We start from the raw sequence: 13,910 nt of genomic DNA, 5'->3' as shown, positions 1-13,910 counted from the left end.
TTATCTTCTTTTATCTATAAATATAGAATTAACTCCAGTAAAAGCATACTCTATATAATCATTCTCAAACATTAAATTTATAATATCATTTCTTTTCTTTGTCACAGATATTTTTTCACGATATTCTATTGTTTCTATAATAAAAATATATGGTCTATATTTCTCAAAATTCGTAGATTTCAATATATCCATCTCTAAACCTTCAACATCTAATGAAACAATTGTAGGAACACTAGCAAAATATTTTTCATATATTTCATCTAATGTATAAACTGGTACTTCAATCTCATCAACAATTTCAATCCAAGGAGTTTGACGTTGAGCTTCTTTTATAGACTCTAAATCAAAAGAATCTAATCCTGGTGTATTAAGTATATAAAATTTCATTTTTTCTGAATTTTTAGCTCCAATTCCACAATTTAAAACAATATCTTCTGGTCTGTACATTTTTATTTCATCAATATAAATTGGATTGGCATCTATTAAAACACCTCTTACTCCTTTTTTGTATAACGCATAAGAATTACTTAAGCTTTTATAATCGTTACATCCAATATCCAAATATGAAAGCCCTACATTTTTTTCTCCTAAATAAGACAATATGAACTCAATAATTTTATCTTCTCCTGCTTGTGAATAACTTTCGTATTTAGAAAGTTCTTCTTGAACTTTATCTTTTTCTTTTATTATATTCCATAAAGTATTTTCAAAATTTGCTAAGTGATTATGAGTATCTGTAAATTTATTTCCCATTTCTTCATTTATTGCTACTATTTCTCTTTTTGAATTCTCTATTTCTCTTTTTGAATTCTCTATTTCTCTTTTTGAATTCTCTATTTCTCTTTTTGAATTCTCTATTTCTCTTTTTGAATTCTCTATTTCTCTTTTTGAATATTTTAATATATTATTGCTATATTTAGCATACTCTGTAAGTGAACCTGTTATTTCACCATTTAATTCTTGAAATCTATACATTTTTTCTGCATAAGGTTGTAACATAAATCTTGTTGACTTTCTAATAGCTCTTTTTATAAAATTTTTTACTTTTTGAAGCGGTGTCCTTCCTTTACCAAAATCATAATCAAAAGTTGAAACAAAATGTTTTGAACTTTCAAATAATTTCGAACTTATTTCATGAAAAGTTTGTTCACTAAAATTATATTTATATTTCTCTAAATTTTCTTCATATTTCGTTTTTAAAATATTTGATATTTCTCTTCTTTCCATATATCATTCCTCCGATAGAATGTAATTGTCTAAAATAAATTTATGTTTCAATCGCAATAATCCTACATCATGTATATTACTATACATTTTGAATTGTGCAATACTTCTATAATGATCATAACTTGCTTTTTCTTCTAAATCAGCAACTGCGATACCAATATTATAATCTCCTGGCAATAAATTTAAATTTTCTAATTCAACTTCTATTATTCCTTCTTTTTGCAATTTAAGTTTTTTATACCCTTCTCTTGAAGTATTAGTTCCATATATATATGTTCCTTGAGTATTACTAATTTCAAATCCAATATTTACTTGTAAATCTTTTGGATCAACCTGACATAAATATTCAGCCTGTAATTTTATATTCTGTCCCGTATTAAAAGAGCGTCTATCTATACCTTTTTCATCTAATAATTTACAACTAGTAAAAATAATATCTCCATTTCCAAAATGTTCTCCTAAATGAGTTATTTTTATTTTTTTATCATCTAAAATTTTTATTTTTCCTGTATTGTTTTCTTTACTTTTAAGATTTTCCTCTTTTTGTCGCTCTTCTTGTTTTTCAGCCATAAATTTTAAATAAGCATTTTCAATTTCTTTAGGGCTTCCTTCTAATATTTTTTTACCTTTTTCTAACCACACAGCATAATCACATAATCTATCAATGGTTGACATATCATGAGTAACCAATATTATTGTAGTTCCTTTATTTTTCATTTCATAAATTTTATTAGCACATTTTGCTTGAAAATTTATATCTCCAACACCTAAAATCTCATCAACTAATAAAATATCAGCATCAACATGAATTGCTACTGAAAACGCTAATCTTGCATACATTCCAGAAGAATATGTTCTGAGAGTATTGTCAATAAAATCTTCTAGCTCAGAAAATGCAATAATTTCTGGTATTCTTTTATCAATTTCTTCTTTAGTAAAACCAAAAATAGTAGCATTATTATAAATATTTTCTCTACCAGACAATTCAGGATGAAATCCAGCTCCTAATTCTATCAAACTCGCTATTTTCCCTTTGATTTTTATTTTACCTTTATCAGGAAACATTGTTCTATTTATCATTTTTAATAATGTACTTTTTCCACTTCCGTTTTTACCTATCAACCCTATTGTACTTCCCTTTTTTACTTTAAAAGAAACATCTTTTAATGCATAAAATTCCTTGTATTCATTTTTTAATCCCTTTATTATTTTTTCCTTTAAAGACATAGGTCTATCGGAATACAATTTAAATTTTTTTGTAATATTTTCTATTTCTATAACTGTTTCCATTAAAACGCTCCTATTCTTATAATATTTCAGCAAATTTTTTCTGCAATTTTTGAAAAACAAAATATCCTGCAAAAAAAACAAAAAAAGAATATGCCAGCACATATATTAATAATAACGGTCTTTTCATTATCCCATAATACATAATATTTCTGTATAACACAATATATCCTGCCATTGGATTTACAAATAACAATATTTTTTGATATTTTTCAGGAAGTATAGTTATATTATACATAATAGGCGTCATAAAATATACTGCCATCAAACCAACATTTATCAAATACTCCAAATCTCTAAAAAATACATTAATACTTGAAACCAATAAAGAGAATCCCAAATTTAAAATAGTTTGACCTAATAATATTAATGGAAGCCATATCAAACTTATTGTTAATGGTATTTTAAATATCAATAACATCGGAAAAACTATCATATAACTGAATATTGTGTTACAAAGTCCACTTAATGTGTGTGTTATAGATAAAATTTCTCTTGGAAAATAAACTTTAGTTACTAAACTACTATTTCCTATAACTAAATTACATGCTCCTTGTACTGAATTTGTAAAAAACCCCCATGGAATAAGTGCTACAAATAGAAACATTGCATAATTTTTTTCACTTATTCTCAAAATAAATGGAAATATTAGCGAATAAACTAATAATTGTAACAAAGGATTAATAAAAGTCCAAAGAAAACCCAAAAAAGAACCTTTATATCTGGTTCTTAATTCCCTTATTGTGAAACTTTTTATCATTTCTTTAAATTTTAAAATTTCTTTTATTCTTTCAAACATAACAACTGAATAACTTCTATTGTTATTCTCTCCTTTCTATAATAACACTTCTCCAATATTCTAATACTTCTTCCAATGTATCATCAATAAGGAACTCTGGCTCCCATCCTGTATCTCTTTTTATTTTACTATTATCACACACTACAAGTGGTACATCTACAGGTCTAAATTTATTAGGATCAATTTCTATTTTTATTTCTTTTTTTGACATACTTATCAATTTTTTTAAAATTTCACTTACTTTAACTTCTTTTCCTGAACCTATATTATAAATTTCTCCAATTTTCCCTTTTTCTAAAAGCAGGGTATAACCTCTAACAATATCTCTAACATCTGTAAAATCTCTAAAAGTCTCTAAATTTCCCACTTTTAATATAGGCTCACTTCCTTTTTCAATTTGAGCAATTTTACTTGCAAAATCAGCTACAACGAAGTTTTTACTTTGTCCTGCTCCAATATGATTAAAGGCTCTTACCATTATTATATTCATATTATAAGCATTTACATAAAGTTTACACATTTCTTCCTGTGCCTTCTTACTTACACCATAAGGACTTTGTGGATTTTGAACTTTACCTTCTTTGATTGGACATTCTTCTGGTTTTATTGGACCGTATTGATCACTTGAACCAATGATTAATATTTTAGAATCTTTACTGTGATTTCTCACTGCCTCAAGTAAATTCAATGTTCCATTTACATTTATATTTACAGTCAAAACAGGTTTTTCCCATGAAAGTCCTACGGCACTTTGTCCTGCCAAATGAAATATTTTATCTGGTTTTACATCATTTATAATTTTATTAATCCGTTCTGTATCCAATAAATTCATTTTTTTTACATTAATTTTGTTATTTTTATAATTTTCTGATATTGTTGTTCCATATACTTCATAACCTTGTTCTAAAAGATATTCAGATAAATATTTCCCTACAAAACCATCAACACCTGTTATCAATGCTTTCATTTGTTCTCCTTAAAGTGTTTTCAATTTAATTTCTTTTTTAACTAATTCCAAATCATTTTCAACCATTCTTTCAACTAATTTAGCAAACGGTATTTCTCTTTTCCATCCCAATTTAGTTTCAGCTTTTGTAGGTTTTCCAATTAAAATATCAACTTCTGCAGGTCTATAAAATTTAGGATTAACTCTTACTACAACGTTACCAGTTTTAGAATCTTTTCCTGTTTCCTTCTCATCTTTCCCTTCCCAAACAATATCAATACCTACATGTTTAAACGCAGTTTCCACAAATTCTCTAACTGTTCTAGTTTCATTTGTTGCAATTACATAGTCATCGGCTTTATCCTGCTGCAACATTAGCCACATCGCCCTCACATAGTCCTTTGCATGCCCCCAGTCACGTTTTGCATCAAGATTTCCAAGTTCCAATACATCTTGAACTCCTAATTTTATTCTAGCTACTGCATCTGTAATTTTTCTTGTTACAAATTCTTTTCCTCTTCTTTCAGATTCATGATTAAATAAAATTCCTGAACAAGAATACATATCATAACTTTCTCTATAGTTTTTAGTTATCCAATGTCCATATAACTTAGCTACTCCATATGGACTTCTTGGATAAAATGGTGTATCTTCTGTTTGTGGAATTGCTTGAACTAATCCAAACATTTCACTTGTAGATGCCTGATAAAATCTCGCTTCTGGTTTTACAATTCTAATTGCTTCTAACATATTTAATGCACCAATTCCATCAATATCAGCTGTCGCCACCGGTTGTTCCCAAGAAGTTCCAACGAATGACTGTGCTGCTAAATTGTATACCTCATCAGCTTGAGAAATTTTCATAGCATTCACTAATGAAACAATGTCTGTCATATCAGCATATATAAATTTAATTTCATCTTTTCTATGTTCTATATTTCCAAAACTAGTTCTACTTTTTCTTCTAACTAATCCATATACTTCGTATCCTTTTTCTAATAATAATTCTGCCAAATACGAACCATCTTGTCCTGTTATTCCTGTTATTAAAGCTTTTTTCATAAAAATTTTATCCTCCTAAAGTTTATTTATTTTTATAAATATTCTGTTCTGTTGCATATTTTTAAGTTGTTTATTACCGCTTTTACTTCTTGGGTATTATCTTTGTTGCAAATTAATATTGCATCTTTTGTATCAACTATTATTATATCTTCCAATCCAATTGTCGCAATTAATTTTTCAGTTCCCTGAATTATTGAATTTTTAGTTTTAATGCTAATTACATTTCCATTTATTACATTTCCATCTTGATTTGTTTTATTTATTCTTTCTAATGATAACCAGCTTCCAACATCATCCCAACCAAAATTTCCAGGTATTACATAAATATTTTCAGCTTTTTCCATAATTCCATAATCTATTGATTCTGAAAGAATACTTAAAAATTCTTGCTTCAAAACTTTATCATAATTTGGGGTTCCGATAGTTTCGCCGATTCTTTTTACACTTTTATATATTTCAGGCAAAAATTTTTTGAAATTTTCTAAAATTGTTGAAACTTTCCAAACGAACATTCCACTGTTCCAAAGATACTGACCACTTGCTAAGTATTCCTTTGCTTTTTCTAAATCTGGTTTTTCTTCAAATTTTAAAACTTCGTAGACATTATGTTCAAGATTTTGAGCTTTTTTAAAATTTATATATCCGTATCCTGTTTCAGGATAATTTGGAGTTATTCCTATTGTTACAAGATTTTCACCTTCCTCAACTACATCCAAAGCTGTTTTTAAAGTATCAATAAAAATTTCATTGAATTTGATTAAATGATCTGAAGGTAACACTATCATTTTAGCATTTTTATCTTTTTTTGCTATGTATTCTGCCGCTAAAGCAATACATGGAGCTGTATTTTTAGCTATTGGCTCTACAATTATATTTTCATTTGGAATATTAGATATATGTTTTTTTACCAAATCTATGTAAAGCTCATTTGTAACAATGTATATATTTTCTATTTTGACTAATTCCTTCAACCTTTCCACGGTATGTTGAATCATAGATTTTCCATCTGATGTCAAAGATAAAAATTGTTTTGGCATATTTACTCGACTTTTCGGCCAAAATCTCTCACCTTTTCCTCCAGCCATAATTACTACTGATGTCATTATTTTCTCCTTTTCCAATATTGATTTAATTATGAAAAAATTTTAAATTAATAAATTTTTTAAATAAACCTTGTAATCACAGTTTTTTAATTCATTTATCGTATGCAATAATTGTTCTTTTTTTATCCACCCTTTCTGATAAGCAATCTCCTCAATACAAGCGATATAAAATCCTTGCCTTTTTTGAATAGCTTCCATATAATTGGCAGCTTGTAACAAAGCTTCATGAGTACCTGTATCTAGCCACACAGTTCCTCTTCCCAAACTTTTAACATTTAATTTACCTTTTTTCAAATATTCTTCATTTATCGCTGTAATCTCTAATTCATTTCTAGAGGATGGTTTTATAATTTTAGCTTTTTCAATAACCGTATTATCATAGAAGTATAATCCTGGTATTGCATAATTTGATTTTGGATTTTTTGGCTTTTCTTCCAACGAAATTGCTTTTCCATTTTTATCAAACTCTACAACTCCGTAGGCCCTCGGGTCTTTTACAGGATAACCAAATACCACTGCTCCCTCTTTTAACTTTGAAGCTTCCTCCAGTAATCCTGAAAGACCACTTCCGTAAAAGATGTTATCCCCTAAAATCAAACAGACATTGTCGTTTCCTATAAACTCTTCACCTATTATGAATGCTTCAGCTAAGCCGTTTGGATGCTCTTGCACTTTATATTCCAGTTTTAAACCCAATTGACTTCCATCTCCCAACAATTCTTCAAATACTGGAAGATCTCTAGGAGTAGAAATAATTAAAATTTCTCTTATATTTGCTAACATCAATACTGATAATGGATAATAAATCATAGGTTTATCATATATTGGAATAATTTGTTTTGAAATTGCTTTTGTTAAAGGATAAAGCCTTGTTCCACTTCCTCCCGCTAAAATAATTCCTTTCATAAAATCCTCCAATTTTATTTAACTATTATTTTCCCTTTCCAAATAGTATCACTTTGACTGTTTTAAAGATTATCAAAACATCTAAAATTAAATCCTGATGTTTTAAATAGTATAAATCGTATTCTAACTTTCTTTTTGTATCTTCAATATTTTCGCCGTAAGGATACATCACTTGCGCCCAGCCTGTAAGTCCAGGTTTTATCATGTGTCTTAAATTGTAGTATGGTATTTGCTTTTCATACTCTTTGGCTAAGATATCCCATTCTGGTCTTGGACCCACAAAACTCATCGTTCCTTTTAAAATGCAGAAAAGTTGTGGCAATTCATCAATTCTTGTCTTTCTTATAAAGTTTCCGATTTTTGTCACTCTATTGTCGTTGTCCTGTGCATATTTTGAATATTTTTGGGGATCATGTATTTTCATGCTTCTAAATTTATAAACTTTAAATGGAACCATATTTTCTCCAATTCTTACCTGTTTAAAAATAACTGGACCTTTTGATTCCAACTTTATTAAAATTGCCACGATTAGTGCCATTGGCGAGAGCAAAATCATTAGTGTTGAAGCTATGACTAAATCTACTCCACGTTTCATATTTTTTTGCATTCCATCATTTAAAATATCAAAACCATTAGACTGCAATAACCACTCTTCGTCAATTTTACTTGCATCTATTTTTTTTTGAATTTCTTCATTAAATATTTCATAGCTCAAAACTTTTAACCCATTTATTTTTAAATCAAAAAGTCGCTTTAAATACTTTTTAAAACTGGGACTTTGCATATCTTTTACAATTACAAGAAGATCAACTTTATTTTCTTTTATTATTTTTTCCATCTCGTCGTAATTTCCAATTAAATATTTTGTTGCACGGCTTTTGTTGTTGGAAATATAACCGATGTAGTTATAGTCCAAACTATTGATGATATCTTGCTGAATGTTGTTTTCAATGTGGTTTGAGCCAAAAATTAAGACATTTTTCTTTTTCATGTAAATTGAAGATATTATCTTTCGAAATATTGTCTGAAAGATAAAAACTGCACCAAAAACATAAAATATCTCTAATTTTCTTAAAAAGATAAAAAACACAAATGCAAAAATTGCATCAATTGAAAAATTTACAAAAATATTTTTTAATCTAAATCTTTCAGCATAAAAATCCAATTGTCCAAAAATAAATTTTATAAATATGAAAACCAAAAAGATAAAATTTGTCAAATATCTTGTTACATAATCGTATTGATTTAACAGTATATTGTAAATCAAATACAGAACAATAATATATATTATTCGAATTATAACGATTTTTTTTATTTTCATATCTTTTTCCCTTAAAAACTTCTTAGTTTCTCAGTAAAAAGTATAGCACAAATTAGAGCATAATTCAACTGAAATGTAAAAAGAATTTATTGATTTTTGGAAGTAATTTCTATATAATTTGTGTAAGCATAATTGTTTGTGAAAAGGAAGGAGTTTTAAAAAAAATATGAAAAATAAATTTATTTTGCTCGACAGAGATGGCGTGATTAATGTTGAAAAAAATTATTTGCATAGAATTGAAGAATTTGAATATGAAAAAAATGTTGTCTCTGGGCTAGCAAAATTGAGAGATTTGGGTTATAAATTTGTCATTATTACCAATCAGGCTGGGATTGCTAAAGGATTTTACAGCGAAGAAGATTATTTTAAATTGCAAAAATTTATTGAAGAAGATTTGCGAAAAAAGGGAATTAAAATTGAAAAGTCGTATTTTTGTCCGCATCATCCTGATGGGATTGGGAAATACAAAAAAAATTGCGAATGTCGGAAACCAAATACGAAAAATTTTGAGTTGGCAATAAAAGAATTTGAAATAGATGAAAAAATTTCTTTTATGATTGGCGACAGAGTGACAGATTTGATTCCTGGACAAAAGCTTGGGATGAAAACTGTTCTTGTGAAAACTGGATACGGAGTTAAAAACATTTCAAAACTTAAAGAAAATGGCTTAGATTCTATTGTTGCGGACGATATTTTGGAATTTGCCAACTTAATTGAAGAAGGAGAAAATCAATGAATACAAATAAATCTAAAGAAATTTTTGAAGAAGCAAAAAAATCTATTCCAGGTGGTGTAAATAGTCCAGTCAGAGCTTTTCAGTCCGTAAAAAAAGACTATCCCATTTTTATTGAAAGTGCAAAAGGAAGCAAACTTTTTGATGAAGATGGGAATGAATATATTGATATGATTGGATCTTGGGGACCTATGATACTTGGGCATAATTACCCTGAAGTTCTTGAAGTTGTGAAATCCGAGATGGAAAAAGGGACATCTTTTGGGCTTCCGACAAAAAAAGAAGTTGTATTGGCAGAACTTGTAAAAGAATGTTTTCCTGCGATTGAAAAAATTAGGCTTACAACTTCTGGGACTGAAGCTACGATGGCGGCTGTAAGACTTTCTCGGGCATTTACAAAAAAGAATAAAATTTTGAAATTTGAAGGATGTTATCACGGGCATTCGGATTCACTGCTTGTAAAAGCAGGGTCTGGACTTCTTACTTTTGAGCATCAGGACAGCAACGGAATTACCGAAGCCGTAACTCGAGACACGATAACTGCTCCTTTTGGAGATTTTGAAAAGATAAAAAAAATTATTGAAGATGAAAAAGACATCGCCTGTGTCATTGTTGAGCCTATTCCAGCAAATATGGGAGTTATTGAGACTTCAAAAGAATTCTTGGAATTTTTGCGAGAAATTACTCGTAAAAAAAATACTGTTCTAATTTTTGACGAAGTTATCACTGGATTTAGAATTTCGCTTGGTGGCGCTTGTGAAGTGTTTGGAATACAGCCAGATTTGGTGACTCTTGGGAAAATCATTGGTGGCGGATATCCAGTTGGTGCGTTTGGCGGAAAAAAAGAAATTATGGATTTGATTTCACCAGTTGGAAATGTTTATCACGCCGGAACTCTTTCTGGAAATCCAGTTTCTGTCGCCGCTGGAATTAAAACGATTTCCATTTTGAAAGAAAATCCTGAAATTTACAAGACTTTGGAGAAAAGAACGAAAGAATTGGTTTCTAAAATAGAAAACTTAATTCAAAAATATGAAATTCCTGCGACTGTGAACTATGTTAATAGCTTATTTACAATCTTTTTTGCAAAGGATAAAATAGAAAATCTGGAAGATGCGATTGACACAAGTGATGAAATGTTTGCCATTTATTTTGACACAATGTTAGAAAATGGGATTATTGTGCCGCCGTCAAAATATGAAGCTCATTTTATTTCCTATGTTCATTCCGACGAAGACTATGAAAAATTTTATTTTGCGTTGGAAAAAGCATTTGAGAAAATAAAAAATAGTTTGTAAAAGTAAAAATTTAGGAGAAAAATGAAGATTTTGAAAAAAACTTTGACCCAAATTGAAGCGGCAAATAGACAACGAATGGAAGAAAAAGAAAAAAAACTTGATTCTTTGCTAAAAACTCCGAAAGGACTTGGAATTATTGAAAATTTGGCAATAAAACTAGAAGGAATGCGGCAAAATTATCGACCTAAGAAAAAAATGGTACTCGTTATGGCGGCTGACAATGGTGTAGAGTGTGAAAAAGTGAGTAAATCCAAAAGATTCATAACTCAATATGTCGTAGAAGCGATGTTAAACGGCACTTCTTCAATAAATTCCTTAGCCAAAAGTTTTGGTGCTGATGTAAAAGTTGTCGATTTGGGAATTGATGAAAGTTCAAGCAATTCAAAAAAATTTGATTTTAAAGGAATTATTGACAAAAAACTTATGCCATTTGGGACGAATAATATTGCAGACGAAGCTGCTATGAGTTATGAAACCGCTGTATCCGCCATTGAAATTGGAATAAAAATGGTGGACGAATTTGTGAAAAAAGGTTATAATCTTTTTGCGACTGGAGAAATGGGGATTGGAAATACTTCGACGAGTAGCGCTATTTTAAAAGTTTTTTCAGATTTGCCGCTGGACGATATTGTTGGATTTGGAAGCGGAATTGATAAAAAGACTTTGGAGCATAAAAAAGAAGTTGTAAAAAGAGCGATTTTGACTAAAAAAATTGATAAAAAAGATCCGATTGACGTGCTTTCCAAAGTTGGCGGACTGGATATTGCAGGAATGTCTGGAACTTTTTTAGGTTGTGCTAAAAATGGCGTTCCTGTTGTCATAGACGGCTTTATCTCAGCTGTTGCGGCATTAATTGCACAAAAATTATGTCCGAATGCTCGTGACTATATGATTGGTTCGCACTTGAGCTGTGAGCCAGGGATGAAATATATTATGAGTGAGATTAATTTAACCGCGCCACTTCTGATGAATATGAAGCTTGGCGAAGGAACTGGAGCTATTATGATGTTTCCAATCATAGAAGCGGCTTGTAGAATAACTGAAGATGTGAGAACTTATCCAGATGTTTGATTAACTTAATTGACTTGATTAAAAAATAAAATATAAGAATTTAAAATTTAAAAATTAAAATTTTAAAAAAAAAGAAATAAATTTTAAAAAATATATATAAAAGAAAGAAAAGAAATAACTTAAAGAAATTAAAGAAACGAAAGAAAAAGAGAAAGGAAAAAAAAATAAAAAATGAAAGAAATTAAAGAAAATAAATTAAAATTATACATTGTAAGACATGGACAAACTGAATGGAATGTCCTGGAAAAATTTCAGGGACAAATGAATTCGCCACTTACAGAAGAAGGGATTGAAAAAGTTAAGAAAACTGCGAAAGAATTGGAAGATGTTAAATTTGATGCTGTTTATACTAGTCAAATGGGAAGAACAGTTGAAACTGCAAAAATTATTTTGGAAGATAATAAAAATGAGAAACCAGAACTTCAAGAAATTCCCGAGCTTAATGAAATTTATTTTGGGAAATGGCAAGGGATGACTTTTAGCGAGATTTTTGATTTTTCTCCGCAGGAAGCTCACAACTATTTTTATGATGTAAAAAATTACTGTGCGACAAATGTTGGCGGAGAAGAGTTGAAAGATGGACTAACTAGATTTTTACAAGGACTTGATAAAATCGTGAAAGTTCACGAAAGCGGAAATATTTTGATTGTCACACACGGAACTGTTTTAGAGCTTTTCTTTAACTATATTGAAAACAGGGAAGCAGACGATTTAGATGAGAGAAAACTTATTGGAAATGGAGAATGCCGAGTATTTTATTTTGAAAATGGTAAATTTTTTCAATAGAATTATTTAAAAATTATAATAAAATAAATAAAAAATTTTGGAAAGAGAGAAACATGATTTGGATAATTGGCGGAACGAAAGACGGAAGAGATATTTTGGAAAAACTTGTTAGTGTGAAAAATAAAAAGGATATTCTTGTTAGTACTGCCACTTCCTACGGTGGAGAACTTTTGAAAAAATATACTTTGGATAGCAAAAAAAATATTCAAGTTATTTGTAAAAAATTGGATGAAGAGCAAATGGAAAAAGTCATAACCGAAAAAAATATAAATCTTATCATCGATGCAAGTCATCCGTATGCTGCAAATGTGAGCCGTTCCATTTTGAAAGTTACAAAAAAACTTGGGACTAAATATTTGAGATTTGAGCGGGAAATGCTTGATTATGGAGATGAAAACGTCTTTAAATTTGAAACTTTGAGTCAAATGAATGAATTTATCTCAAAATATGAAAATAAAAACATTTTGAGTACACTTGGATCGAATAATCTAGAAGAAATAAAAGCTATGAGTAAAAAAAATAATCTTTTTGTGCGGATACTTCCAACAACTGCTTCCATTCAAAAGGCGGAAAATCTTGGATATTTACCTAAAAATATAATTGCAATTCAAGGGCCTGTTGACAAAAATTTGAATTTAGCTATGCTTAAAAGTTTTAAAATTGATTTTTTGATTACAAAAGAGAGTGGAAAAACTGGCGGAGAAAAAGAGAAAATTGATGCCTGTAAAGAATTTGGAACAGCTGTTTTAGTGCTAAAAAGACCTTTTGTGAACTACAGAAATGTTTATTCTGACATTGATAAACTTATAAATCATATTTAAAAAAGCCGAGAAATTTTTCCCGACTTTTTTATTTATTTTAGATTCTTTATTTTGACACGATGTATTTCAATCTTGTGAACTACTCCCACTTGTAGAAGAGGGAGCTTCTTGGGAAGTATCTGTTTTTGCTAGCCAAATATATTTACCAAACTCTTCGGACAGTCCCTGCCCTGACTACGAGTATTATACCATATAAGAGCTGTTATTTCAAGCTATATTCTGCAATTCGATGGTTTAAAAATTTTAGGGGCAGATTTTTTAATTTCAAATTTTTTAGCTTATTTTTGATTACAAGATGTTATTTTGTTTAATATTATTTTTTTATTTTTTTATTTTTTTATTTTTTTACATAAGGGGAAAGGACCGCCATTTCCCCTTATAATCCCCACGCTCGTCTAAGCATTTTTTTGAAGCAAAGCCGAAACTCGCACTAAACGTGCTCAAACAGTCGTCTTTACTCCAAAAAAATCACGACACCTTTTGTATAACAGTAAAATTTAAACCGTCGGAGCATTTTTATGTGCTGACAAAACTGTCTGAGCGTAAGCGA

At 29.3% G+C, this 13,910-nt stretch carries 13 protein-coding genes; 5 read left to right on the top strand and 8 right to left on the bottom strand.

Going from position 1 to position 13,910, the window contains the following annotated elements; all coding sequences use genetic code 11:
* From AB8B22_RS00190 to AB8B22_RS00155, 8 genes are read right to left on the bottom strand one after another with little or no spacing between them, the layout of a single operon-like run.
* Positions 1–1,227: an FkbM family methyltransferase gene (locus tag AB8B22_RS00190; RefSeq protein WP_369711115.1), complete on the bottom strand. Its 1,227-nt coding sequence runs from the start codon at positions 1,225–1,227 to the stop codon at positions 1–3.
* A 3-nt stretch (positions 1,228–1,230) separates the two neighbouring features.
* Positions 1,231–2,517 carry an ABC transporter ATP-binding protein gene (locus tag AB8B22_RS00185; protein ID WP_369711114.1) on the bottom strand — a complete coding sequence of 429 codons (1,287 nt, stop codon included), beginning with the start codon at positions 2,515–2,517 and terminating at the stop codon, positions 1,231–1,233.
* Between the two features lie 16 nt (positions 2,518–2,533).
* Complete coding sequence (locus AB8B22_RS00180; RefSeq protein WP_369711112.1) at positions 2,534–3,313, bottom strand: ABC transporter permease; 780 nt, start codon at positions 3,311–3,313, stop codon at positions 2,534–2,536.
* A gap of 22 nt (positions 3,314–3,335) precedes the next feature.
* Positions 3,336–4,280: a GDP-mannose 4,6-dehydratase gene (locus AB8B22_RS00175; RefSeq protein WP_369711111.1), complete on the bottom strand. Its 945-nt coding sequence runs from the start codon at positions 4,278–4,280 to the stop codon at positions 3,336–3,338.
* 9 nt (positions 4,281–4,289) lie between these two features.
* Complete coding sequence (gene gmd / locus AB8B22_RS00170) at positions 4,290–5,321, bottom strand: GDP-mannose 4,6-dehydratase (RefSeq protein WP_369711110.1); 1,032 nt, start codon at positions 5,319–5,321, stop codon at positions 4,290–4,292.
* Positions 5,322–5,353: 32 nt separating this feature from the next.
* Entirely contained in the window at positions 5,354–6,424 is a 1,071-nt protein-coding gene (locus tag AB8B22_RS00165) for a mannose-1-phosphate guanylyltransferase (protein ID WP_369711109.1), read from the bottom strand.
* Between the two features lie 42 nt (positions 6,425–6,466).
* The gene (rfbA, locus tag AB8B22_RS00160) at positions 6,467–7,330 is read right to left on the bottom strand and encodes a glucose-1-phosphate thymidylyltransferase RfbA (RefSeq protein ID WP_369711108.1); all 864 of its coding nucleotides are present in this window, start codon (positions 7,328–7,330) and stop codon (positions 6,467–6,469) included.
* A gap of 25 nt (positions 7,331–7,355) precedes the next feature.
* Positions 7,356–8,651, bottom strand: coding sequence for a sugar transferase (locus AB8B22_RS00155; protein WP_369711107.1), 1,296 nt, complete (start codon positions 8,649–8,651; stop codon positions 7,356–7,358).
* 166 nt (positions 8,652–8,817) lie between these two features.
* On the opposite strand from AB8B22_RS00155, the gene AB8B22_RS00150 reads away from it, so the two are divergent.
* The 5 genes from AB8B22_RS00150 (at position 8,818) to AB8B22_RS00130 (ending at position 13,360) form a co-directional block, all read left to right on the top strand.
* Positions 8,818–9,387, top strand: a complete 570-nt coding sequence (locus AB8B22_RS00150) for a D-glycero-alpha-D-manno-heptose-1,7-bisphosphate 7-phosphatase (protein ID WP_369711106.1) — start codon at positions 8,818–8,820, stop codon at positions 9,385–9,387.
* The gene (gene hemL / locus AB8B22_RS00145; RefSeq protein WP_369711105.1) at positions 9,384–10,682 is read left to right on the top strand and encodes a glutamate-1-semialdehyde 2,1-aminomutase; all 1,299 of its coding nucleotides are present in this window, start codon (positions 9,384–9,386) and stop codon (positions 10,680–10,682) included. Before AB8B22_RS00150 ends, hemL begins: the two co-directional genes overlap by 4 nt.
* Before the next feature lie 21 nt (positions 10,683–10,703).
* Positions 10,704–11,753: a nicotinate-nucleotide--dimethylbenzimidazole phosphoribosyltransferase gene (gene cobT / locus AB8B22_RS00140; RefSeq protein WP_369711104.1), complete on the top strand. Its 1,050-nt coding sequence runs from the start codon at positions 10,704–10,706 to the stop codon at positions 11,751–11,753.
* 171 nt (positions 11,754–11,924) lie between these two features.
* A complete protein-coding gene (locus AB8B22_RS00135; protein ID WP_369711103.1) occupies positions 11,925–12,539 on the top strand; it encodes a histidine phosphatase family protein in 615 nt (204 codons plus the stop codon).
* A 53-nt stretch (positions 12,540–12,592) separates the two neighbouring features.
* A complete protein-coding gene (locus AB8B22_RS00130; RefSeq protein ID WP_369711102.1) occupies positions 12,593–13,360 on the top strand; it encodes a cobalt-precorrin-6A reductase in 768 nt (255 codons plus the stop codon).
* Positions 13,361–13,910 lie beyond the last annotated feature (550 nt).

Origin of the sequence: Leptotrichia rugosa (genome assembly GCF_041200005.1) — a bacterium.
Taxonomy (GTDB): Bacteria; Fusobacteriota; Fusobacteriia; order Fusobacteriales; family Leptotrichiaceae; genus Leptotrichia; species Leptotrichia rugosa.
The sequence above is the reverse complement of the archived record's forward strand: the minus strand, read 5'-3'. Positions and strand labels throughout refer to the sequence as shown.